Origin of the sequence: Mammaliicoccus sp. P-M58, from assembly GCF_022386165.1 — a bacterium.
Lineage (GTDB): Bacteria > Bacillota > Bacilli > Staphylococcales > Staphylococcaceae > Mammaliicoccus > Mammaliicoccus sciuri.
The window spans coordinates 162,401-187,628 of record NZ_JAJNJI010000001.1 but is presented as its reverse complement, the minus strand read 5'-3'; the positions used below and the strand labels follow the sequence as shown (position 1 = coordinate 187,628).

The window sequence follows — 25,228 nt, the reverse complement described above, 5'->3', positions numbered from 1 at the left end:
AAGGAGTCACAACATGCATAGTGAAGAACAAATTGTTAAATTAATTCAAAATAAAAAATTCGACGAAGCATTGTCGCATTTATTTGAAAATATAGAAGAAGATCCGAAAGAAGTAACCAATTATATCAATGCAGGGACAATATTAGCAGAAGCAAATGATATTGAAAGAGCTGAGAAATTCTTTCAAAAGGCTATTACTGTAAACGAAAGTCATGGTGGTGCTTATTATAGTCTTGCAAATTTATACTACAACCAACAGCGCTTTGAAGAAGCGATTAAATTATATCAACATGCGATTAAAAGAGGGCTTAATGATGCAGATACTAATTTTATGTTAGGAATGAGTTTCAACGAATTAGGTGCGAATACTGAAGCTTTGCCGTATGTAATGAGAGCTCATGAGCTAAATGAAGATGATGTAGAAATTGGATTCCAATACGGATTAACATTATGCCAATTAGAAATGTTTGATGAAGCGATCATGCAACTAGAGAAAGTATTAGAAAAAGATTCAAAACATGTAGACGCATTATACAATTTAGGTTTAGCTAAATATATGAAAAATGAAAATGCTGAAGAAGCACTTGTTTATTTTAGAAAAGCAGTCGACATTCAACCGGACCATTTATTAAGTGGTCATGCTATCAACATGTTTGAACAATTATTAGAAGAGGAGGACTAACATTGGAAAACTTATCTTTATTTGATCTTTCACATGTAAAAGGTGAAGTTATTAGAATTCTTTTTCAAAACAGTGATAACTATTATACCGTTATTAAAGTCGATGTGATAGATTCAAATGAAGATTTTGATCAAGAAGTCACAATTGTTGGTTACTTACCTCAAATAGTTGAAGGAGAAACGTACCTTTTCAAAGGTAAAGTAACAAACCATCCGAAATACGGTAAACAACTACAAGCTGAAACTTTTGAAAAAGAATTACCACAAACAAAACAAGGTGTTATTCATTACTTATCGAGTGATTTATTTAAAGGTATTGGTAAGAAAACAGCAGAAACAATCGTGGACAAACTAGGTGAAGATGCACTTCAGAAAATTATAGATGACCCAGATGTCCTTAAAGAAATACCTAAACTTAACAAGCAAAAAAGAGATACGATTGCAGAATCAATACGTGAGAATCAAGCCATTGAACATATTATGATTAAACTTAATGAACTTGGTTTCGGTCCGAAACTCGCGATGGCTATTTATCAATTTTATAAAGAAGAAACACTTAATATTATTAAACAATCTCCATATCGTTTGGTGATGGATATAAATGGTATAGGGTTTCAAAGAGCTGACCAAATAGCCGAACAAGTTGGAATTTCTAAAGATCATCATGATCGACTTGTAGCAGGTGTCAGTTACTTTTTAGACCAGCAATCATTACAGAATGGTCACACATTTTTACCTGTTGATATATTGACCAATGGGGCATATGAATTGTTAAATCATAATCAACCCGAAGTTGTGAATAAAGATCAGATTAATGGTGTCATTATAGAGATGAGTGAAGAAAATAAACTTATTATCGAAAATGATAATTGTTTTTTACCTTCACTTTATTATTCAGAAGCGAAAAGTGTGCAAATTATTCATAGGCTTTATCAACATCAAGATGAACTTAAAGAAATTGAAAAAAGTGATCTTCAATTACACATTGGTCAAATTGAAGATATGAATGATGTTTCATATGCAGATGGCCAAAAATTAGCGTTAGAAACAGCCATTAATCATAAAATGATGCTTTTAACAGGTGGACCTGGAACAGGTAAGACGACAGTTATTCGAGGCATTTGTGAGTTGTATTCTGAAATACACGGTGTGAGTTTAAATTATGATGATTACCAAGAAGGAACGGACTTTCCAATTGTATTAGCAGCACCGACTGGACGTGCAGCCAAAAGACTAAGTGAATCTACTGGACTAGAAGCGATGACGATTCATAGATTAATTGGATGGAGTAAAGATACACAACCTGATGATGTGTTAGATAATGACATACATGCCCATTTAATCATTCTAGATGAAATGTCTATGGTAGATACATGGTTGATGTATCAATTTTTAAGAGCAGTCCCTGATTATGCTCAAATCATATTTGTAGGTGACGAAGATCAATTACCATCAGTTGGTCCAGGTCAGATTTTTAAAGATTTAATTGATTCTAAAGTGATACCGAGAGTGAACTTAACAGAAGTTTATAGACAACAAGAAGGATCATCCATCATAGATTTAGCGCATAAAATAAAAAATGGATTGCCTGTTTCTATTAATGAAAAACATCACGACCGCTCATTTATTCCTTGCAGTAGTAATCAAATTGCGACAGTTGTAGAAAAGGTCGTACAAGGTGCTGTTAATAAAGGATATAATATGCAAGATATTCAAGTGTTAGCTCCAATATACCGTGGACCAGCAGGTATTAATAAATTAAATGAATTATTGCAAGATATATTAAATCCGAAAGATGAAGATACAAGATTTCTTCAATATGGAGATATTGAATATCGTGAAAATGATAAAGTACTTCAACTTATTAATCGTCCAGATGATAATGTATTTAATGGTGATATTGGTGTAGTGACAGGTGTTTATAAAGCAGAAGAAAATGCACTTGGTAAAGATGTCGTCATTGTAGATTATGAAGGGAATGACATAACATACACTAAACAAGATTTATCAGAAATTACACATGCTTATTGTTGTTCAATTCATAAATCACAAGGGTCGGAATTCCCGATAGTCATCATGCCTATTGTCAGACAATACTTTAGAATGTTACAAAAAAACATTCTATATACCGGACTTACACGTGCGAAGCAGTCGCTTGTTGTGTGCGGTGAAGAACAAGCCTTTAATCAAGGTATCCAAACGCTAGGTCATGAGAGAATGACATCGTTTGATACGAAATTAAAAATGTATTTCGATACTGATGTTGAATCGGATACTGAGTCTGAAACAGAATCTATTCAAACGAAACATATTATTTTAACTGAAGATAATATGTTTGAAATCGATCCGATGATTAATATGAATGATAAAACACCATATGATTTTATGAAATAATTGACATCTAAAAATCGAGTGATTATAATCAAATAGAATACAAAAAAGAAACCGAGTAAATAATTGATTGTTTAAGAGACATGTTGGTTGGTGAGAAACATGACAATGATTATTGAATGCTACTTCTTTTATAAAAGTTTAATAAACTTAAAGTGATGACTTTTAGTCATAACTAGGGTGGTACCGCGATACGTTCGTCCCTTTTTTAGGGGATGGACGTTTTTTATTTTAATTGAGGAGTGAAGACAATGAAAAAATTAAAAGCTAGTGAAATCAGACAAATGTATATTGACTTTTTTGTTGAAAAAGGACATATGGTTGAACCATCTGCACCTTTAGTGCCAATTGATGACGATACTTTATTATGGATAAACTCAGGTGTTGCGACATTAAAAAAATATTTTGATGGTCGAGAAATCCCTAAAAATCCTAAAATTGTAAATGCTCAAAAAGCAATTAGAACAAATGATATTGAAAATGTTGGTTTTACTGCAAGACACCATACATTCTTTGAAATGTTAGGAAACTTTTCAATAGGTGATTACTTTAAACGTGAAGCAATTGAATATGCTTGGGAATTTTTAACGAGTGATAAATGGATGGCAATGGATCCAGAAAAATTATATGTAACGATTCATCCTGAAGATACGGAAGCATATGATTTATGGCATGACTTGATTGGACTTGAAGAAAGTAGAATTATTAGAATCGAAGGTAACTTCTGGGATATCGGTGAAGGACCATCTGGACCTAACACTGAAATATTCTACGACAGAGGCGACACATATGGGAAAGAAGATCCAGCTGAAGAAATGTATCCAGGTGGAGAAAATGAACGTTATTTAGAAGTGTGGAATTTAGTATTTAGTGAATTTAACCATAACGCTGACCATACTTATACACCACTTCCAAATCAAAATATTGATACAGGTATGGGTCTTGAGCGTATGACATCTATTTCTCAAGATGTGCCAACGAACTATGATACAGACTTATTTATTCCAATTATCGAACAAGTCGAAGCGGTTAGTGGATTAAAATACTTAGAGAATAAAGAACAAGATATCGCATTTAAAGTTATTTCAGACCATATTAGAACAATCAGTTTTGCGATTGGTGACGGTGCGTTACCTGCAAATGAAGGTAGAGGATACGTATTAAGAAGGTTACTTAGAAGAGCTGTTCGTTTTAGCCAAACACTTAATATTAACGAACCATTCTTATATAAATTAGTTGATATCGTAGCAGAAATAATGGAACCTTATTACCCAAATGTAAAAGCACAAAGTGATTTCATTAAAAAAGTTGTAAAATCTGAAGAAGAACGTTTCCATGAAACACTTGAAGAAGGTTTAGCAATTTTAAACACAATGATGGCATCAGCTAAGCAGCAAGGTAATGTATTATCTGGATCAGATGCATTTAAATTATATGATACGTATGGTTTCCCAATAGAGCTAACTGAAGAAATCACTGCACAAGAAGGGATTACAATTGACAATGAAGGTTTTGAACATGAAATGCATCAACAACGTGAAAGAGCGAGAGCTGCACGTCAAAAGACGCAATCAATGCAAGTTCAAAATGAAGTGCTTGGCAGCATCAATACACCAAGTAAATTCGTTGGCTATGACGTAACAGAAGCACAAACAGAAATTACAGATATTATATTTAATGGTGAATTAGTTGATGAAGTTGAAAGTGGAGAAAACATCCAATTTATTTTAAGAGAAACACCATTTTATGCAGTATCAGGTGGTCAAGTAGCGGATAAAGGTATCATTCGTCATGATCAATTTGAAATTGAAGTGACAGAAGTTATAAAAGCACCTAATGGTCAAAATTTACATGCTGGACATGTGACATTTGGACAAGTTCATGTTGGTGAAACTGTAGAAGCTATTGTTAATAAAGATGATCGTAAATCAATTATCAAAAACCACTCAGCAACTCACTTATTACATGCAGCTTTAAAAGAAGTTTTAGGTACGCATGTTAATCAAGCCGGTTCATTAGTTGAAAGTGATAGATTACGATTTGACTTCTCACACTTTGGCCAAGTTACACAAGAAGAATTAGAAACAATCGAAAAGATTGTTAACGAAAAAATTTGGCAAAACATTCCTGTAGTAATCGAAGAAATGCCAATAGAACAAGCTAAAGAAAAAGGCGCTATGGCATTATTCGGAGAAAAATATGGTGATGTTGTAAGAGTTGTTGAAATGTCATCATACTCAATCGAGTTATGTGGTGGTATACACGTACGTAACACAAGTGAAATTGGTATCTTCAAAATTGTTTCAGAATCAGGTACAGGTGCAGGTGTTCGAAGAATCGAAGCTGTAACAGGTAGAAAAGCATATGAAACATTAAAAGAAACTGAAACAATTCTTAAAGATGTTATGCAACATGTCAAAATTAAAGACCAAGCAAGAACAATTGAAAAAATCGAACAAATTCAACAACAAAATAAAGACTTAGAAAAAGAAGTTCAACAAAAGAACAAAACAATTACTGAATTAAAATCAGGTAATATTGAAGACAATGTTGAAGAAATTAATGGCATTAAAGTACTTTCACAATTAGTTGAAGCTGAAAATCCAAAAGTATTAAGATCAATCATGGATGATTATAAATCTAAAATGCAAGATACAGTTCTATTATTAGCAAGTGTTAATGGAGATAAAGTTTCACTTGTTTCTTCAGTACCAAAAGATTTAACGGATAAAGTTAAAGCTGGTGACATTATTAGAGAAGCTGCTCAAATTACAAACGGTAAAGGTGGCGGTCGCCCTGATATGGCTCAAGGCGGCGGAACAGATCCATCTAAAGTAACAGAAGCATTACAGTTTGTTAAAGACTACATTAAAACGCTATAATTTTACGTGTAATTAGAATATGATATAATTAATATTAAGTTAATGGAGTTAGGGAGTGTAAATAAAGATGAATAATTTTGATAAAACTATGAAATTTAACTATGATGATTTTCCAAAAGAAAATGTCAAAACAGTACTACAAAATGTTTATCGAACTTTAGAAGAAAGAGGCTATAATCCAGTAAATCAAATAGTCGGTTATTTACTTTCTGGCGATCCAGCTTATATACCTAGACACAACGAAGCAAGAAATCAAATAAGACGTTTAGATAGAGATGATATTATGGAAGAGCTTGTGTCACACTATTTAAAGCAAGAAAATGAATTCAATGCTTAAAAACAGGATAATAGGTTTAGACGTCGGTAGTAAAACAATAGGTGTAGCTGTAAGTGATGCGATGGGTTGGACAGCTCAAGGTATAGATACACTCCGCATTAACGAAGAAAACGAAGATTTTGGAATTGACCAACTTATAAAAATCATTGATGAATATGATGTTGATACTGTCATTATAGGATTGCCAAAAAATATGAACAATTCTATTGGTCCTCGCGGAGAGGCATCCATTCAATTCAAAGATTTACTTCAACAAGAAAGACCAGAATTAAAAATGGTAATGTGGGATGAAAGACTTAGCACAGTTGGTGCTGAACGCACATTATTAGAAGCAGATGTTTCTCGAAAGAAAAGAAAAAAAGTAATAGACAAAATGGCAGCTGTATTTATATTACAGGGTTACCTAGATTCTATTAAATAATTGATGAGGAGAATGAATAATGACTGAACATAACCACGAAGGACATTTAGAAATTAACAATGAGGAAGAATTATTAACATTAATAGACGAAAATAATAACGAAGTCTTATACCGTAAAGTATTAGAATTCTATCATCCAGAATTCAAGAAAGAATACATTATCTTAGCTGAAGAAGGTACAGCAGATGATGAAGAAATTGAATTAATCCCAATGATTAATGAAGCAAATGACGACGGTGAAGGCGGTAAATTATTACCAGTTGAAACTGACGAAGAGTGGGATATGATTGAAGAAATCGTTAATACTGAAATGGACGATGTTTAAAGTTTAATATGTAATAGTACACTTTACCCCTAATGTGATATAATCATTAGGGGTATTTATTTTACATAAGGAGTTACATATGGAAAAAAATAGTATATATAAAGATGCGAGATTATTATCTAAGTATATTAGTTTAACAATCATAAGCATCCTCTTTTTATTACTTATATTAATTACTTTAATAGGCTTGATTGTAGTAGGTATTAATGTGAAACCTGTTAACGCCGATAGCAATGAGCAAGTTATTGTAAATGTTAATCCAAACACAAATACTGAAATGTTAAGCCAAGAGTTATCCGATAAAAAAATAATTAGAAATGCTACTATTTTCAAATATTATTTGAAACTCAATAATATTTCTAGTTTTCAAGCTGGGGAATATAAGTTTTCTCCTTCAATGTCACCTAGAGATATTGCGAAAAGTTTAGAAACCGGAAAAGTGTATTTAAAAACAGCAGTTCAATATGATGTAAAAGAAGGTTCGAATGTAGAATTAATTGCAGGCATTTTAGAAGAAAATACTTCTATTAGCCGCGAAAGTTTTTTAAAGAAAATGAGAGATCAAGATTTTGTGAAAAAATATCAAAAAAAATATCCCGATATGTTAACGGATGAAGTATTAAATAAAAACTTAAGATACCCATTAGAAGGCTATTTAGCACCAAGTACGTATCAGTTTTCAAAAAGTGATGTAACGATTGATGACGTTACAAATGAAATGTTGAATGAAACATACCATACAACTTATAAAATATATAAAGAAAATGGCGGCTTTAAATACACGAGTAACTATGAAGAAAAAAAGATTACTTTCCATGAGTATTTAACGTTATCTTCAATTGTAGAATCAGAAATGAAAAACGTTACAGATAAATCGAGATATATTTCATTACTTCTAAACAGAATTGAAAACAATCCACAAATTGCTTTGAATTCAGATGCGACAGTAAGATATGCTAATAAAAAAGAAACAACTGAAGCACTATCAGATAAAGATTATAAAAATGATTCAAAATATAACACATACGCACATAAAGGATTACCTATAGGTCCAATATGCAACATATCTGATGAAACAGCTAGAACAACAGTTAACCCTCCAGAAACAGATTATTTTTACTATACAACAACCAAAAAGGGTAAAGTATTATTTGCAGAGAACTTAAAAGAACAAGAAAAGAATAGAGATAAATAATAATGACAAGAACGCTTTGAAATTTTAAAAGCGTTCTTGTTTATATATACTTACTTTTTATTCGAAAATATGGTAAAATATCTAATGTTTATGAAATCATATTGTAAATATGACTGATACATACTAACTAGTCAGGAGACTAGTTGGGTTTTTTATTATATTCGAGTGTAAGGAAGTAATGACATGGAAAAAGATATAGAATATATCGAACAATTGTTGTTTCAAAATTCATCAAATATCGATGAATTAAGGCATTATGCTGAACAATATAATGTTCCAATAATGGATAAAATCTCCACAGAGTTTGTTAAACAATTAATTAGAATTAAAGATGTGAAAAGTATTCTAGAGATTGGGACGGCAATTGGATATAGCGCGATGCATTTTGCTTCATGTGATCCGGATATTAATGTGTGGACGATTGAAAGAAAAGAAGAAATGTATGAACAAGCTATTTCAAATATTAAAGACTTTGGTTATGAAAGCCAAATAAATGTTATCTTTTCTGATGCATTAGAAGCTTTTGAATTATTACCTACCGACCAGTCATTTGATATGATTTTTATCGATGCTGCTAAAGCACAATCACAAAAGTTTTTTGAGCTTTATGAACCACTGCTTAAAGATGACGGTATCATAATTACAGACAATATTTTATACCATGGTTTTGTCAGTAATATAGAAATTGTAAGAAACAGAAACGTTAAACAAATGGTTAAAAAAGTTCAAAAATATAATCATTGGTTAATGAATCATGAAAGTTATAAAACGACATTGATTAATATTGGTGATGGTATGGCCATTTCTAAAAAGGAGAAATTGTAATGACAGAATTACTAGTGACACCTAAGTCCGTTAAACATATTGAACAATTAATTAAATTAGGTGCTGATGCATTTGTCATTGGTGAAGAAAAATTTGGATTAAGACTTGCTGGTGAATTTAAAGAGCCAGAACTTCGTGAAGCCATTAAGCTTATCCATGATCATGGTAAAAAAGCATACGTAGCGGTAAATGGTATTTTTCATAATGAACATATTGATGATTTGGAATCTTATATTGATCTGTTACATGAATTAAAAGCAGATAGAATCATCTTTGGCGATCCAGCAGTAGTTATGGCAATGAAAAATCGTGAGAATCCTATACCTTTAAATTGGAATGCTGAAACAATCGTGACAAATCATTTTCAATGTAATTATTGGGGGGATAGAGGTTCAGCTAGAGCAGTGTTGGCTCGTGAGTTAAGTATTGAAGAAGTACTAGAAATTAAAGAAAAAAGTAATGTCGAAATAGAAGTTCAAGTACATGGTATGACTTGTATGTTCCAGTCTAAAAGAAAGTTACTTGGTAATTACTTTATGTATCAAGATAAGGTCATGAAAATTGAAAATCGTAAAGAAAATAAGGACATGCTTTTATATGATGAAGAAAGAAGTAATAAATATCCAATTTATGAAGATTATAATGGTACACACATTATGAGTCCGAATGATATTTGCTTAATCGAAGACTTAGAGGATTTATTAGAAGCACAAATTGATGCGTTTAAGATTGACGGCGTACTTCAAACAGAAGAATATATTAATATCGCGACTGAGCAATATAGACAAGCGATTGACTTATATAACGAAGATCCAGAGTTATATGAAGATGAAAAATTTATGTTAGTTGAACCAATTGAAGAGGTTCAAAAAGATCATCGTCCAATGGATCAAGGATTTATGTTCAAACAAACAGTTTATTAAGTTATATTAAAGGAATGATATATATGAAAGTTCTAGAACCTATTGGCGCAAGTCGTCAAACAAAGATAAAAAAACCAGAACTTCTAGCGCCTGCAGGAAATTTAGAAAAACTTAAAATTGCTGTTCATTATGGTGCGGATGCAGTGTTCCTAGGTGGACAAGAATATGGTTTAAGGTCAAATGCTGATAACTTTACGATGGAAGAAATAAAAGAAGGCGTCGAGTTTGCAGCAAAATATGGCGCGAAAATTTATGTTACAACAAATATTTTTGCACATGATGAAAATATTCCAGGACTAGAAAAATATTTAAAAAATCTAAATGAAACGGGTGCACACGGTATTATAGTTGCCGATCCACTTATTATAGAAACGTGTAAACGTGTTGCACCTAATTTAGAAATCCATTTAAGTACACAACAGTCTTTATCAAATTACCGTGCAGTTCAATATTGGAAAGAAGAAGGGCTTGAAAGAGTCGTTCTAGCTCGTGAAACGAGTGCTGAAGAAATGCGCGAAATGAAAGAAAAAGTTGATATTGAAATTGAAACATTTATACATGGCGCAATGTGTATTGCATATTCTGGTAGATGTACATTAAGTAATCATATGACAGCAAGAGACTCAAATAGAGGTGGTTGTTGTCAAAGTTGTAGATGGGATTATGATTTAATATCAGTAGAAGAAGATGGAGAATTAGAGCCATATTTCGATGGTAATGAGATTACGCCTTTTGCAATGAGTCCAAAAGACTTGAAATTAATCGAATCAATACCTAAAATGATGGACATCGGTATAGATTCTCTAAAAATTGAAGGTCGAATGAAATCTATTCATTATATTGCTACTGTTGTATCTGTATATCGTAAAGTAATTGATCGCTATGCTGAGGATCCAGAAAACTTTAAAATTGATCCTAGATGGTTGATTGAATTAGATAAATGTGCGAATAGAGACACTGCACCAGCGTTCTTCGAAGGTGTACCACATTACGAAGAACAAATGTTTGGACACGAATCAAATAAAAAAACACCTTTTGATTTTTGTGGATTAGTGTTAGACTATGACGAAGTATCACAAATAGCTACCATCCAACAAAGAAATTATTTCAAGCCAGGACAAGAAATTGAATTTTTTGGACCTGAAATTGAAAACTTCACTCAAGTCATTGATAAGATATATGATGAAAATGGTGAAGAGTTAGACGCAGCCAGACATCCACTTCAAGTTATTCAAATAAAAGTGGATCGTCAGATTTATCCAAATAACATGATGAGAAAGGGAATCGTTTGATGGGAAAGACTACAATTATAGGTATTGCAGGGGGTTCTGGTTCAGGTAAGACTTCTGTAACATCCGAAATTATGAAAAATTTAGATGGATATAGTGTTGCATTAATAGAACAAGATTACTATTATAAAGATCAATCACATATGTCTTTTGAAGATAGATTGAAGACGAACTATGATCATCCATTCGCTTTCGATAACGAAAGATTAAAACAAGATTTAACAAGAATTAAAGATAGACATGCAATTGAAGTTCCTACGTATGATTATTCAAATCACACGAGAAGCGATAAAACGATTAGATTCGAACCTAAAGATGTTATTATACTTGAAGGCATATTCGCGCTTGAAAATGAAGATTTACGTAATTTAATGGATGTTAAGATTTATGTTGATACTGATGCTGATTTAAGAATTTTACGTCGTTTAACGAGAGACATTAAAGAACGAGGACGTACGATGGAATCAGTAATTGATCAATACTTATCAGTTGTAAGACCGATGCATATCCAGTTTATTGAACCAACTAAGAAATATGCGGATATCATCATCCCTGAAGGTGGTAGTAATAAGGTAGCTATTGATATTATGACTACGAAAATTCAATCGTTAGTTAAAAATATTTAAATAATTATAAAGTAAAGGAAGATGGAAGAATGGAAACACAAAAAGAATTTCCTATGACACAGGAAGGTTTTAACAAATTAGAAAAAGAACTTGAAGAATTAAAAACAGTTAAGCGACCAGAAGTCGTTGAAAAAATAAAAGTAGCACGTAGTTTCGGTGACTTATCTGAGAACTCTGAATATGATGCAGCTAAAGATGAGCAAGGTTTCATTGAACAAGAAATTCAAAAAATTGAAAACATGATTCGTCATGCTCAAATTATTGAAGATAATGGTTCAAAAAATGACGTTCAAATCGGTAGAACTGTAACATTTACTGAAATTCCAGGTAACGAAGAAGAAAGCTACAAAATTGTAGGTTCAGCAGAAGCAGATCCATTTGAAGGTAAAATTTCTAATGAGTCTCCAATTGCTAAAGCCTTGATTGGTAAAAAACTGAACGAAGAAGTAAATGTTCCATTACCAAATGGTAACGAAATGAAAGTTAAAATCGTAAAAATCGATTAATCGTATTATTATTGAGTAGAAAAGCTGTAGAAACGTATGAAACAAACGTTTTTACAGCTTTTTTTTTATATATAAATCATGGTATTATGATAAAGTATAATTGATTTAATTATCTGATTATTAAAAGCGTTAACAAAGGGGTGGTAAAATTGGATATTAAGCAAGTGAGTGAGACGCATTTTATGATTTATGAACAAAATGAAATCAGTCCAGAAATAAGGAATAAAATTTCGACAATCGCATTACATATTGAATCATTGCAGCATCCTGCTGTTATAAGTGTGACATCATCATATCGATCAATTATGGTCGCATTTGATGCGAAACATTATACATACGAAACAGTCCTTCATGAAATAGACTTACATCATTTAAATCTTAATCAAGTAAATGCATCACGTTCGAAGAAATTGATAACATTACCAGTTGTATATGGTGGTGAATTTGGACCAGACTTAAATATTGTTGCTGAGCATGCACAATTAACTGAAGAAGATGTGATTCAAATACATACTGAAGAAAATTATTTAATTTATGCAATAGGATTTTTACCCGGCTTTCCATTTTTAGGAGGTTTAAATAAGAAAATACATACACCTAGAAAGGAAACGCCAAGAAGTAAAATCGTCCAAGGATCTGTTGGAATTGCAAATAATCAAACAGGACTTTATCCGAAATCATCACCGGGCGGATGGCAAATTATTGGTCGCACACCAATAGATGTTTTCAACTTAAATCGAGAGCCTATGATTTTATATGAAGCAGGAGACTATATTGCTTTTAAAGCGATTCATCAAGAAGAATTTACGCGAATTGAATACGAAATTGCAAATGGCACATTTGATTATAGTCAGTTAGTAGGTGATTTGAAATGAAATGTATAAAACCAGGTTTGTTTACGACTGTTCAAGATATAGGCCGATCAAAATTTGAAAAAGATGGATTTTCAGAAGCGGGTGTTATGAATCAATATTTATACAGAATCGCGAATGCTTTAGTGGATAATGAAAATGCACCAGTATTAGAAGTGACATTAAATGGACCGATATTGAAATTTGAAGAACCGAATATCCTCGCATTTGTTACGTATGCTGCAGATATACAGCTTGATGATCAACCAATACCAGTTAATACAGCAATTTATGTAGAAAAAGGGCAAGTGCTCAACATAAAGTCTATTTCATCTGGGGCAAGAGGCTATTTAGCTTTTCATAAATCTTTAAATATTGAACCGATATTAGACAGTGTATCGACACATACTAGAAGTGGCATAGGTGGCATGAATGGAAGAACATTAAACCGAAATGATGTTTTAAAATTCAAAGATAAAACAATAAACCATGACATAATAGGTAATACATTTAATATCAATCAATTAGAAGAAGCGAACGTTATTCCAATTATGGAAGGCTTACAATTTGATGAATTTACATCAGAGGCGCATGACCAACTTGTTAATCAATCATATACAATATCAGAAATGTCAGATCGTATGGGTTATCGATTAAATGGGAATGAACCACTTGAACATAAGCATCTCGCAGACATTATTTCTGAACCGATTGCACCAGGTAGTGTACAAGTTCCTATTAATGGTCAACCGATTATATTGCTTAATGATCGTCAGACGATAGGTGGTTACACAAAGATTGCTACAGTTAGTTTTATAGGTAGAGAAAAGCTATCTCAATTAAAAGCAAATGACAGCATTACTTTTAAATGGATTTCGTTTGAAGATGCCACGGTCGAATATCAAACATATATTAAACAATTAGAACAAGATATAGATGACATTAAACTGAAAAAGTATAAAGATTTAAGCAATATTCGTCCTAAATCTAAAAAAATAGCAAAACTTATAAAGGGGAATCAATCATGAATATTGAAAAGATAGAAGAACTTATTAAACTCATGAAACAAAATCAAGTAAATTATATGAAATATAAAGATGAAACTGTCGAAGTTGAGTTAGATTTAAAATCAACTTCAAATATCGTCACTACAACGCCAGTTAATAATGTTGAAGAAAGCACGCCAACTTCTAAACAAGAAGAACAGCTTAATTCAATTGAAGCGGAAATTCTTGGAACATTTTATTTACAAGATGAAGAAACATTACAAAATCCACTTGTCAAAGTTGGAGATGAAGTGAAAAAAGGTCAAGTTGTCGGTTATATCGAATCAATGAAAGTGCTCAATGAAGTTATAAGTGAGTATGACGGTATCGTTAATGATATACAAATTAATCATGGGGATCCTGTTGAATACGGACAAACGATTATCACATTGAAATAAGGGGGATTTATATGATTAAGCGTTTACTGATTGCAAACAGAGGTGAAATTGCGGTAAGAATCATTAGAACATGTAGAATGATGAATATTACAACAATCGCAATATATTCCAAAGCAGATAAAGATAGTTTACATGTGCAATTAGCAGATGAAGCCATTTGTATTGGACCAAGTCAATCAAGTGAAAGTTATTTAAATATTGAACGCATTTTAGAAGCCTGTAAGATGAGTAAAGCTGATGCGATTCATCCTGGTTATGGATTTTTATCAGAATCTACGACATTTAGAAAAAGAGTAGATGAAGAAAATATTATCTTTGTTGGTCCTAGTTATAACACGATGGATTTAATGGGAGATAAAATAAAAGCAAGAGAAACAATGTACAACGCTAACGTACCCATTATTCCTGGGTCAATTGGAGAAGTGAAGTCAGTTAAAGAAGCAGAAGAAGTTGCTCAAAAAGTAGGCTATCCATTTGTATTAAAAGCTGCTAGTGGCGGTGGTGGAAAAGGTATACGAATCGTACAAGAACCTGATCAACTTGAACAATTCTTTAAAGAAGCTCAATCTGAAGGAGAAAAATACTTTGGAGATAAACGTGTTTATATTGAAACGTTTATTGATGAAGCTAGACATGTGGAAGTTCAAATACTCGCGAGCAAACATGGAGAAGCGATTCATCTCGGTGAACGAGATTGTTCAATTCAAAGAAAGAACCAAAAGTTAATCGAAGAAGCACCTTGTGCAGCATTAGATCAAGAAACAAGAGATTCACTACATGCAGATGCTGTTAAAGCTGCTAAAGCTTGTAATTATGAAAGTGCTGGAACAATTGAATTTTTACTAACTGACGACGGCTATTATTTCTTAGAAATGAATACACGTATTCAAGTTGAACATACAGTAACAGAATTATTAACAGGTGTCGATTTAATAAAGCAACAAATATTAGTAGCAAATGGTGAGAAGTTATCTATTAATCAAGAGGGTATCCATTTTGATGGACATGTAATTGAATGTCGTATAAATGCTGAAAATCCAGAAAAACAATTCCGCCCAGCAGCAGGTGTTGTTCAAGCATTACATTTACCTAATGGATTTAATACGAGAGTAGACAGTATGTTATATGTTGGTTATCAAATTCCACCTTACTATGATTCATTAGTCGCTAAAATACTTGTTAAAGGTGAAGATAGACTTGAAGCAATTGAAAAAATGAAAGGTACGTTAGAAGAAACGGTCATTGATGGTTTTCCGACAACGTTAGATTTTTTATATCGCGTGTTGAGCTATGAACCATATATTAAAAATGATATAACAATTAAGTTTCTACATGAACATAAAATCGTTTAAGGAGAGGGTATTATGGTACAAGTTGATTTGAATTGTGATTTAGGAGAAAGTTTTGGTAACTATAAACTTGGTAATGATGAAAGTATATTACCTTTAATCACTTCTGCAAACGTGGCTTGTGGTTTTCATGCAGGAGATCAACACGTTATGAATGAAACAGTCAAAATGGCTGTTCAACATGATGTACATATTGGTGCTCATCCAGGATTTCAAGATTTAATTGGATTTGGTCGTAGAAATATAGATGTTACACCGGAAGAAGTTTATGATTTGGTCATTTATCAATTAGGTGCATTAGCTGGATTTTGTAAAATACACCAAACAAAAATTCACCATGTTAAACCGCATGGCGCATTGTATCAAATGGGTGCTAAAGATCCAGAAATTGCCGATGCAATTGTTAAAGCAGTGAAAGATTTTGATGATCAATTATTATTTGTTGGTTTATCTAACAGTGAATTAATCGAATCATGTAAACGTCATAATTTAATATATAAGAGTGAAGTATTTGCAGATCGTGCTTACGAGGATAATGGCCAACTAGTTTCTAGAAAAAAAGAAGGCGCGCTTATAAAAGATACAAATCAAGCTGTCGCACAAGTGATTAAAATGGTAAAAGAATCTAAAGTTATCACGATAAATGGTAATGAAATTCCGATTGAAGCAGATACAATCTGTGTACATGGAGACGGACAACATGCTTTAGATTTTGTTCAAGAAATTATTCGACAGTTTAATGCTGAAGGCATAGAAATTAGTGCAATGAAATAGGAGGAAAGCGTATGAAGCAAAATAAAGGGTATGAGGAGTTAAATCAACCGTTTGAAATAACAAATAAACATAGAAGAATTCTATGGGGTGCAGTATTCTTAATGGCTACTTCATCTATTGGACCAGCATTCTTAACTCAAACGGCAGTTTTTACTGAGCAATTCCTTGCAAGCTTTGCATTTGCAATACTTGCATCTATACTGATTGATATTGGAGCACAAATTAATATTTGGCGTGTTATCACAGTTGTAGGTAAAGGTGGACAAGATATCGCGAATGATGTGTTTAAGGGGTTAGGTACATTTATCGCAATATTAATCGCTATTGGTGGGCTAGCATTTAACATCGGTAACGTTGCAGGTGCTGGGCTAGGACTTAATGCAATATTCGGTTTAGATGTAAGAATTGGTGCAGGTATTACAGGCGTATTAGCAATTTTAATATTTGTTGTTAAAAACGCACAAAAAGTCGTAGATATTATTACACAAATTTTAGGTGTACTCATGATTGCAATTGTTGCTTATGTAATGGTATTAACGAAACCGCCAGTTGTAGAAGCGGCACAAAAAATGATCGTGCCTGATGATATTAATAAACTCATTGTACCTATCATCACATTAGTTGGTGGAACTGTTGGTGGTTATATTACATTTGCAGGTGCTCATAGATTGTTAGAAGCAGGTATAACTGGAAAAGGCTATATACCATTTGTAAATAGAGCTGCTATTTCAGGTATATTAACAACGGGTATTATGAGAACATTTTTATTCTTAGCAGTACTTGGTGTTGTTGTTACAGGGTTCACTTTAAACCCAGACAATCCACCAGCTTCTGTATTTGAACATGTATTAGGACCTATCGGTAAACAAGTATTTGGTGTTGTATTATTTGCAGCAGCATTATCATCAGTAATTGGCTGTGCATACACAAGTACAACATTCATTCAATCATTACACCCATCTATTAAAAATCATAGAAACTTAGTAATTATTATTTTCATAGTCGTTTCATCTATTGTATTCTTAACAATTGGTAAGCCAGTTAAATTATTGATTATTGCTGGTGCATTGAACGGTTTGATTTTACCAGTAACTTTAGGAACAATTTTAATTGCTTCTAAGAAGAAAAGTATCGTTGGTGACTATAAACATCCAACATGGATGATTGTACTCGGTATAGTTGCTGTTCTTACAACATTAATAGCAGGGGTATTATCATTACAAGGCTTACAAAGTTTGTGGAATAGTTAAAAACTTATTTCAAAGTATACTAATTATGTTAATATAAATATTGAATGAATATGATGGAGTGATAAAGCATGATTGGTATTATTGGAGCAATGGAAGAAGAAGTAGAAATATTAAAGTCATCTATTGAAAATAGAGAAACAATCCAAATTGCACATGTTATTTTTTATAAAGGTAATATAGAAGATAAACAAGTTGTATTAGCACAAAGTGGTATTGGTAAAGTAAATGCTGCAATTACAGCAACATTACTTATCAATGAATTTAAACCAGATTTAATCATTAATACAGGTTCAGCAGGTTCTGTTGATAGCGAATTAAATATTGGTGATATCATTATCAGTAATAAAGTTTATTATCATGATGTTAATGCAACGGCATTTGGCTATAAATTGGGACAAGTACCAAGTATGCCAGAATTTTATGAAACTGATAAGGAATTAATTGACTTAGCGAAATCATCAATAGAACAGCTTGATTTAAATGGTATTGCTGGTGAAGTTGCTACAGGTGATAGTTTCATTGGCTCAATTGATCAGCGCAAAGTGATTAAATCTAACTTTCCTACTGCGAGTGTCGTAGAGATGGAAGCTGGTGCAATTGCTCAAACTTGTTACCAATATAATGTGCCTATTATTGTTACGAGAGCTGTTTCAGATTTAGCAGATAAAGAATCTGACGTTACTTTTGAAGAATTTTTAAAAGTAGCTTGCGTCAATTCTAGTAAAATTGTAAAATTATTATTAAATAGAGTGGCATAAGGAGGCAGTTTCATGTTAATATTAATGGCTATCGCTGTCATTGCTACAGCACTTGTTGGTTATGTGATTTATGCGAATACAGAAGTTGAAAAATCTTCTGACCGTGAAATTACAGAATAATATTTAGTGTTGCGAATCGTAAGTGATTTGCAACACTTTTATTTTGTATTCAACTAAAAGGAATGTAAACATAAATTATGTTAAAATAAAAGATAATATTGAGGTGTAATAATGGGATTATTTACAAAATATTTTTTACCAAATGAATATGTTCAATCAGTTTTTAATATCGAACCAGAACATTTAAAATCTAAAAATATAAAAGCGATTATCACAGACTTAGATAATACATTAGTTGGTTGGGATGTTAAAGATCCAACTGATGAAGTGAGAAATTGGTTTGAAAATATGAAAGATAATGGTATAACAGTTACGATTGTTTCTAATAATAATCAAGAACGTGTTGCGTCATTTTCATCAACATTAAATATTGATTATATTTTTAAAGCACGTAAACCACGTGGTAAAGCTTTTAGACAAGCAGCCAAATTAATGAACGTCAATAAGTCTGAAGTAGTTGTTATTGGTGATCAAATGTTAACAGATGTGTTTGGTGGAAATAGAAACGGATTATATACGATTATGGTCGTACCTGTGAAAAAGACAGATGGTTTCGTTACGAAATTCAATCGATTAATAGAAAGAAGATTTTTAAATTACTTTAAGAGAAAAGGTTTAATTAACTGGGAGGAATAAATTTGACAGAGTTTGCTAAATGTATTGGTTGTGGTGCAACGCTTCAATCTGAAAATCCGAATGAAGCTGGGTACGTTCCACAATCAAGTTTGAATAAAGAAGATGTCATTTGTAAAAGATGTTTTAGACTTAAAAATTATAACGAAGTCCAAGATGTTGATTTAACAAGTGAAGATTTTCTAAATATGTTGAAATCTCTTCACAATGAAGATGGTTTAATCGTCAATGTTGTGGATGTATTTGATTTAGAAGGATCCATGATACACCGCTTAAAAGATATAGTAGGTAAGAAAAAAGTCGTACTTGTTGCGAATAAAATGGATATTTTACCTAAAGCCATTAATAAAAGAAGAGTTGAAATTTGGTTAAGAAATCGTGCGAAAGATTTTGGACTTAATCCTGACGAAGTTGTACTGATTTCTGCATATAAAAATCAAGGAATTGATGATTTACTATCAACTATCGAGAAAGTAAGAGATGGTAAAGATGTTTATGTAGTAGGTACAACAAATGTTGGTAAATCTACATTAATTAATAGACTGATTGAAAAGAGTGTTGGTGAAAAAGAAGTCATTACAACAAGTCATTTTCCAGGTACAACATTAGATATGATTGATATTCCATTAGATGATGACTCATATATGTTTGATACACCTGGTATTATTCAAAGTCATCAAATGACGCATTACGTTACAGATAAAGAATTAAAAGTTGTAATGCCTAAAAAAGAAATTAAGCCAAAAGTTTATCAATTAAACGAAGAACAAAGCTTATTCTTAGGTGGATTAGTTAGAGTAGATTATGTAAGTGGCGGTAGACGTTCTTTAACATGTTTTGTATCAAACGATTTAAATATTCATAGAACAAAGTTATCAAACGCTGAAGATTTATGGAAACGTCAAATTGGTGAGCTTCTTAAACCACCATATGATCCAACGAACTTTAACTTCGATAACTTAAAAACAACTGAGATTACAACTGAATCTGAAAGAAAAGATGTTATGATTTCAGGATTAGGATTTGTAACTGTAGATGCAGGGGCAGAAATACATGTTACTGCACCAAAAGAAGTCGAAGTTACATTAAGAACATCTATTTTATAAGAGGTGAATTAAATGAAGTTTGGAGTTATCGGACATCCTATTAGCCATTCACTTTCACCGATTATGCACGCAGCAAATTTTGAAGCATTAGGCAGGGAAGATGAATATGGTGCTTTAGATATTCCACCAGAACAATTTAAGCATATTAAAGAAATCATAAATGAAAAAGCATTAGACGGCTTTAATATTACAATACCACATAAAGAATCCATCTTGCCTTATTTAGATGAAGTATCTTCAAATGCTAAGCATATTGGTGCTGTTAACACCGTTCTAATACAAGATAATAAATGGATTGGTTATAATACGGATGGTATTGGTTTTGTTAAAGGTTTAATTGAACATTACGGTAGCATTCAAGATCGAAAAATTTTAGTTTTAGGTGCTGGTGGTGCGAGTAAAGGTATCGTTTCGGAAATGCAGAAGTTTACGAATCATAAAATAACAGTGGCTAATAGAACGATGTCTAGGTTTGATAATTGGCAAATTGATATTGAAACTATAAGTCTGACAGATGTTCAATCCATTATTCATACATTTGATATTATTATTAATACGACACCGGTTGGCATGAATACACAGCATAGTGAATTCATTATTCCAGTAGAGAAGATATGTAAAAATAGTTTAGTTTGTGATATTATCTATATTCCTGACAAGACACCGTTGCTGCAAGCATGTGAACAAGCAGGTATTGCAATTTATAACGGATTGGATATGTTCGTTTATCAAGGCGCAGAAAGCTTTAAAATATGGACTGGGCAAGAAGCCCATATAGAATCAATGAGAAATAAAGTTCAAGAGGAACTTAAAAGGAGATCATTATGTTAACAGGTAAACAAAAGAGATATTTAAGAAAAGAAGCGCATCATTTAGATCCAATTTTCCAAATTGGTAAAGGCGGATTAAATGACAATATGATAGACCAAGTGCAAGACGTACTTGAAAAAAGAGAATTGATCAAAATTCATATCTTACAAAATAATATGGACGATCATAAAGAAGTAGCTGAATCAATTGCTCAACAAGCAGGTGCTGAACTCGTACAACTTATCGGTAATATTATTGTTTTATATAAAGAATCTAAAGAAAATAAAAGATTAGAACTACCATAATATTATGAAAAAGCTCATGATCTATGGAGGTCAATTTAATCCAATTCATATTGGACATATGTTAGTTGCGAGTGAAGCATATCAATTTGTTCAACCTGATAAATTCATTTTCTTACCAAGTTATCAATCACCACTTAAAGAACATAACGAATCTTATTTAATAGAATCAGAACGTGTAAAAATGTTAGAATTAGCTATTGAAGATTTGCAATTCGGTGAAGTTGATGAAAGAGAGCTTAATAGAAAAGGTACGAGTTACACATTTGATACGATTAAAGAATTTAAACAAGAATTTCCTGATTATCAAATATATTTTGTAATCGGTTCAGATCAATACGAGAATTTGCATAAATGGAGAAACATCACAGAATTAAAAGAGTTGTTAACATTTGTCGTTGTTAATAGAGAAGTTGATAAACAAGATGTAAAAGAAGGGATGTTAGCATTACACATTCCTAGAATTGATGTAAGCTCAACAGACATTCGCAATAGATGTAAAAATCGTCAATCTATAAAGATGCTCGTTACGCCACGAATTGAAAGATATATCAAAAGGGGACGATTGTATGAAAATTAAAAAAGCAGTCAAATTGGTTGAAGAAACGTTACCATCAAAAAGATATAATCACTCTATGAGAGTAGCCGAAACTGGTAAGAAAATGGCAGAAATCTTTGATGGTGATATGAAAAAAGTTGAATTAGCAGGAATCCTGCATGATTTATGTAAATATGAAGAACTTTCAGCGTTATATCAAAGTGTAACGCAATATGATCTAGGGCAAGATTTATTAAGTTATGGCTCAGAAATATTACATGGACCAGTTGCTGCTGCAAGACTTAAAGATCAATATGATATAAATGATGAAGAAATTTATTACGCTATATATAGTCATACGACTGGTAGAGCACAAATGAATAAGACTGAAAAAATAATTTTTATAGCTGATTATATTGAACCTAAAAGAACAACTCCAGGTGTAGATGAAATTAGAGATATTGTCTTTAAAGAACGCAACTTGGATAAAGCAGTTTACGAAATATCAAAACGTACAGTGTTACACTTAATTAATAAGGATAAAACAGTACATTTAAAAACTATAGAATGCTTAAATTATTATAATATGCATTCAGAACAATAAAGGAATGGTTAAATGAATTCAAATGATTTAATGAAACAAACGTTACTAGCATGTGATGATAAACGTGCTGAAGATATTATTGCAATTGATATGAAAGGTATTAGCGATATAGCTGATTATTTTGTTGTATGTCATGGTAATAGTGACAAACAAGTTCAAGCTATAGCAAGAAATGTTAAAGATGAAGCGGAAATAAATGAAGTATTGGTGAAAAGACTAGAAGGCTTTAATGAAGCTAGATGGGTATTAATTGATTTAGGTGACGTTGTTGTACACGTATTCCATAGAGAAGAACGTGATTACTACGACTTAGAAAGATTATATAAAGACGCACCAATTATTACACTAAATGAGGTAGCACAATAATGGCATACAATCGTATGAGTCATTATTATGACCTTCTAACTGAAGATCAACCATATGATAAATGGAAACAGATTGTTGGTCATTATGTTACAGGTAATGATAACGATATTTTGGATATTGGTTGTGGTACAGGACGCTTAACAGAGCAATTACTAGAATATGGTCGCGTAAGTGGTCTTGATTTAAGTGAAGAGATGTTAGAAGTAGCTGAAAGTCGTAATCCTAATATTAATTGGTATTGCCAAGATATGAGAGATTTGGACTTACCTCAAAGTTACAATGTAATTACCATCTTTTGTGACAGCTTGAACTATATAACAGACCCTGAAGAAGTTCTTCAAGTATTTAACTATGTTAATCAATTTTTAAATGATGGTGGATTACTTATATTTGATGTGCACTCACTATATAAGATGAATCACCAATTTAATAACCGTAACTATATTGATGAAACAGAACAATTAACTTTAGCGTGGCAAGCAATTGCTGGTGAAGAACCTAACAGTGTATATCATCAAATGTCATTTTTTATCGAAAGAGAAGATGGACTTTATGAACGATTCGATGAAGAACATTATCAAGTCACATATGAAATCGATTTTTATAAACAACTTTTAGATTTTGCTGGATTTAAAGTTGAAAGTGTATTTACTGATTTCAATATTGATCAATTTAATGAAAATGGCGATAGACATTTTATAGTTGCACGAAAGTAATTTAGAACACTTCCTACGTTTAATTATGTAGGAGGTGTTTTTTTGAAATATATTCATAAAAGTAAGGATTGGTTAATAGAAAATTACCAACTTGCTATCATCATGATTGTTGTATTATTTTTCATTTGTAATAGCCTTTTCACTAGTAATGATGATAATGAAGCTATCATTCATCAACAAGATACAACAAATGAAGTTAAACAAAAGTCTTCAGAAGAGAAAGATGTTGATAAGATAGATGAATCTAAATCTACTAAAGATGTTAATAGAAACGTAGTAGTAGATGTGAAAGGAGCTGTTAATTTTCCGAATACATATACAATGTCTTCAAAAGAACGCGTGCATGATGTATTAAAGAAAGCTCAAACAAAGCATAATGCAGATTTGTCTAAAATCAATTTATCAGAAAGACTTAAAGATCAAATGTATATATATGTTCCAATAACTGGCGAACATATGCCTAGTGTTAATACAAACCAATCTACAAATGATAAAGTAGAAGTCAATATTAATACGGGAGATAAATCGGAAATTGAAAAGTTACCCGGTATCGGTCCGAGTAAAGCAGATGCCATTCTTCAATATAGAGAAACAAACGGAGAATTTAAAACTGTGGATGATTTGAAGAAAGTTAAAGGATTTGGAGATAAAACAGTCGAAAGTTTAAAAGACTTTATCGTTTTAAATTGAATTGCATTTATACTTGTTAAATTTTACAATAAGAATATATGAAAGGTAGGTCGATGTGTAATGGATAGAATTGAATGGAAAGAATACTTTATGGCTCAAAGTCATCTATTATCATTAAGGTCAACATGCGAAAGATTATCTGTCGGTGCAACAATCGTTAAAGATAATAGAGTGATTGCTGGTGGATATAATGGGTCTGTTTCAGGAGAAGAACATTGTATAGATAATGGCTGCCTTGTAGTGGACGGTCATTGTATTAGAACCATTCATGCTGAAATGAATGCAATCATACAATGTGCTAAGTTAGGCGTTTCCTCAGAAGGTGCAACTATTTATGTTACACATTTCCCTTGTCTAAACTGTACGAAATCAATTATACAAGCTGGTATTAAACAAATTTATTATGCAGACGATTATCATAATCATACATATGCAATACAACTGTTAGAACAGTCTGGTGTACACTACGAAAAAATTAATTTCCATCCAGAAGACATTATTAAATATTTGAAGTAA

Annotated in this window: 29 protein-coding genes and 1 other annotated feature; all 29 genes read left to right on the top strand. The window is 32.0% G+C overall.

Annotation, left to right across the window (positions count from 1 at the left end; genetic code table 11):
• Positions 1–13: 13 nt before the first annotated feature.
• Positions 14–682 carry a tetratricopeptide repeat protein gene (locus LQ694_RS00975; RefSeq protein WP_058611664.1) on the top strand — a complete coding sequence of 223 codons (669 nt, stop codon included), beginning with the start codon at positions 14–16 and terminating at the stop codon, positions 680–682.
• A 2-nt stretch (positions 683–684) separates the two neighbouring features.
• Positions 685–3,075, top strand: coding sequence for an SF1B family DNA helicase RecD2 (recD2, locus tag LQ694_RS00970; protein WP_231493086.1), 2,391 nt, complete (start codon positions 685–687; stop codon positions 3,073–3,075).
• A 39-nt stretch (positions 3,076–3,114) separates the two neighbouring features.
• Positions 3,115–3,280: a binding site (T-box leader), on the top strand.
• 43 nt (positions 3,281–3,323) lie between these two features.
• Positions 3,324–5,954, top strand: coding sequence for an alanine--tRNA ligase (gene alaS / locus LQ694_RS00965; protein ID WP_218697428.1), 2,631 nt, complete (start codon positions 3,324–3,326; stop codon positions 5,952–5,954).
• Positions 5,955–6,021: 67 nt separating this feature from the next.
• Positions 6,022–6,291, top strand: a complete 270-nt coding sequence (locus LQ694_RS00960; protein ID WP_037588397.1) for an IreB family regulatory phosphoprotein — start codon at positions 6,022–6,024, stop codon at positions 6,289–6,291.
• The gene (gene ruvX / locus LQ694_RS00955; RefSeq protein WP_025904238.1) at positions 6,284–6,712 is read left to right on the top strand and encodes a Holliday junction resolvase RuvX; all 429 of its coding nucleotides are present in this window, start codon (positions 6,284–6,286) and stop codon (positions 6,710–6,712) included. Before LQ694_RS00960 ends, ruvX begins: the two co-directional genes overlap by 8 nt.
• Positions 6,713–6,731: 19 nt before the next feature.
• Positions 6,732–7,037: a DUF1292 domain-containing protein gene (locus LQ694_RS00950; protein ID WP_025904237.1), complete on the top strand. Its 306-nt coding sequence runs from the start codon at positions 6,732–6,734 to the stop codon at positions 7,035–7,037.
• 79 nt (positions 7,038–7,116) lie between these two features.
• On the top strand, positions 7,117–8,232 hold the full coding sequence (gene mltG / locus LQ694_RS00945) for an endolytic transglycosylase MltG (RefSeq protein ID WP_204237352.1): 1,116 nt from the start codon (positions 7,117–7,119) through the stop codon (positions 8,230–8,232).
• A 183-nt stretch (positions 8,233–8,415) separates the two neighbouring features.
• On the top strand, positions 8,416–9,057 hold the full coding sequence (locus tag LQ694_RS00940; RefSeq protein ID WP_096791851.1) for an O-methyltransferase: 642 nt from the start codon (positions 8,416–8,418) through the stop codon (positions 9,055–9,057).
• Positions 9,057–9,980 (top strand): peptidase U32 family protein, encoded by a 924-nt coding sequence (locus tag LQ694_RS00935; protein WP_096791852.1) that lies wholly within the window; start codon positions 9,057–9,059, stop codon positions 9,978–9,980. The genes LQ694_RS00940 and LQ694_RS00935 overlap by 1 nt, the downstream gene beginning before the upstream one ends.
• Before the next feature lie 23 nt (positions 9,981–10,003).
• Positions 10,004–11,272 (top strand): peptidase U32 family protein, encoded by a 1,269-nt coding sequence (locus tag LQ694_RS00930; protein WP_218697429.1) that lies wholly within the window; start codon positions 10,004–10,006, stop codon positions 11,270–11,272.
• Complete coding sequence (gene udk, locus LQ694_RS00925) at positions 11,272–11,895, top strand: uridine kinase (protein WP_096791854.1); 624 nt, start codon at positions 11,272–11,274, stop codon at positions 11,893–11,895. Before LQ694_RS00930 ends, udk begins: the two co-directional genes overlap by 1 nt.
• 29 nt (positions 11,896–11,924) lie before the next feature.
• On the top strand, positions 11,925–12,401 hold the full coding sequence (greA, locus tag LQ694_RS00920; RefSeq protein ID WP_025904231.1) for a transcription elongation factor GreA: 477 nt from the start codon (positions 11,925–11,927) through the stop codon (positions 12,399–12,401).
• A 149-nt stretch (positions 12,402–12,550) separates the two neighbouring features.
• The gene (pxpB, locus tag LQ694_RS00915) at positions 12,551–13,276 is read left to right on the top strand and encodes a 5-oxoprolinase subunit PxpB (protein WP_204237355.1); all 726 of its coding nucleotides are present in this window, start codon (positions 12,551–12,553) and stop codon (positions 13,274–13,276) included.
• Positions 13,273–14,280, top strand: a complete 1,008-nt coding sequence (locus LQ694_RS00910) for a 5-oxoprolinase subunit C family protein (protein ID WP_206166240.1) — start codon at positions 13,273–13,275, stop codon at positions 14,278–14,280. Before pxpB ends, LQ694_RS00910 begins: the two co-directional genes overlap by 4 nt.
• The gene (locus LQ694_RS00905; RefSeq protein WP_096791857.1) at positions 14,277–14,696 is read left to right on the top strand and encodes an acetyl-CoA carboxylase biotin carboxyl carrier protein; all 420 of its coding nucleotides are present in this window, start codon (positions 14,277–14,279) and stop codon (positions 14,694–14,696) included. Before LQ694_RS00910 ends, LQ694_RS00905 begins: the two co-directional genes overlap by 4 nt.
• Before the next feature lie 14 nt (positions 14,697–14,710).
• A complete protein-coding gene (gene accC / locus LQ694_RS00900) occupies positions 14,711–16,048 on the top strand; it encodes an acetyl-CoA carboxylase biotin carboxylase subunit (RefSeq protein WP_231493094.1) in 1,338 nt (445 codons plus the stop codon).
• Positions 16,049–16,060: 12 nt separating this feature from the next.
• Positions 16,061–16,819 carry a 5-oxoprolinase subunit PxpA gene (gene pxpA / locus LQ694_RS00895; protein ID WP_204237358.1) on the top strand — a complete coding sequence of 253 codons (759 nt, stop codon included), beginning with the start codon at positions 16,061–16,063 and terminating at the stop codon, positions 16,817–16,819.
• Positions 16,820–16,830: 11 nt separating this feature from the next.
• Complete coding sequence (locus LQ694_RS00890) at positions 16,831–18,069, top strand: NRAMP family divalent metal transporter (RefSeq protein ID WP_207594788.1); 1,239 nt, start codon at positions 16,831–16,833, stop codon at positions 18,067–18,069.
• Between the two features lie 68 nt (positions 18,070–18,137).
• Complete coding sequence (locus LQ694_RS00885) at positions 18,138–18,827, top strand: 5'-methylthioadenosine/adenosylhomocysteine nucleosidase (RefSeq protein ID WP_204237360.1); 690 nt, start codon at positions 18,138–18,140, stop codon at positions 18,825–18,827.
• Positions 18,828–19,058: 231 nt separating this feature from the next.
• On the top strand, positions 19,059–19,583 hold the full coding sequence (locus LQ694_RS00880; protein WP_025904225.1) for a YqeG family HAD IIIA-type phosphatase: 525 nt from the start codon (positions 19,059–19,061) through the stop codon (positions 19,581–19,583).
• Between the two features lie 2 nt (positions 19,584–19,585).
• Positions 19,586–20,686, top strand: a complete 1,101-nt coding sequence (gene yqeH / locus LQ694_RS00875) for a ribosome biogenesis GTPase YqeH (protein WP_049318740.1) — start codon at positions 19,586–19,588, stop codon at positions 20,684–20,686.
• 12 nt (positions 20,687–20,698) lie between these two features.
• Complete coding sequence (aroE, locus tag LQ694_RS00870; RefSeq protein WP_070373294.1) at positions 20,699–21,517, top strand: shikimate dehydrogenase; 819 nt, start codon at positions 20,699–20,701, stop codon at positions 21,515–21,517.
• A complete protein-coding gene (gene yhbY / locus LQ694_RS00865) occupies positions 21,511–21,801 on the top strand; it encodes a ribosome assembly RNA-binding protein YhbY (RefSeq protein WP_049318742.1) in 291 nt (96 codons plus the stop codon). Before aroE ends, yhbY begins: the two co-directional genes overlap by 7 nt.
• 4 nt (positions 21,802–21,805) lie before the next feature.
• Complete coding sequence (gene nadD, locus LQ694_RS00860) at positions 21,806–22,378, top strand: nicotinate (nicotinamide) nucleotide adenylyltransferase (protein ID WP_058611648.1); 573 nt, start codon at positions 21,806–21,808, stop codon at positions 22,376–22,378.
• Complete coding sequence (gene yqeK / locus LQ694_RS00855) at positions 22,368–22,940, top strand: bis(5'-nucleosyl)-tetraphosphatase (symmetrical) YqeK (RefSeq protein WP_070373295.1); 573 nt, start codon at positions 22,368–22,370, stop codon at positions 22,938–22,940. Before nadD ends, yqeK begins: the two co-directional genes overlap by 11 nt.
• 12 nt (positions 22,941–22,952) lie before the next feature.
• Complete coding sequence (gene rsfS / locus LQ694_RS00850) at positions 22,953–23,306, top strand: ribosome silencing factor (RefSeq protein WP_048539678.1); 354 nt, start codon at positions 22,953–22,955, stop codon at positions 23,304–23,306.
• Positions 23,303–24,022, top strand: a complete 720-nt coding sequence (locus LQ694_RS00845; RefSeq protein WP_370688586.1) for a class I SAM-dependent DNA methyltransferase — start codon at positions 23,303–23,305, stop codon at positions 24,020–24,022. Before rsfS ends, LQ694_RS00845 begins: the two co-directional genes overlap by 4 nt.
• Positions 24,023–24,064: 42 nt before the next feature.
• On the top strand, positions 24,065–24,712 hold the full coding sequence (locus LQ694_RS00840; RefSeq protein ID WP_135016702.1) for a helix-hairpin-helix domain-containing protein: 648 nt from the start codon (positions 24,065–24,067) through the stop codon (positions 24,710–24,712).
• A 60-nt stretch (positions 24,713–24,772) separates the two neighbouring features.
• Positions 24,773–25,228 carry a ComE operon protein 2 gene (locus LQ694_RS00835; RefSeq protein WP_037588364.1) on the top strand — a complete coding sequence of 152 codons (456 nt, stop codon included), beginning with the start codon at positions 24,773–24,775 and terminating at the stop codon, positions 25,226–25,228.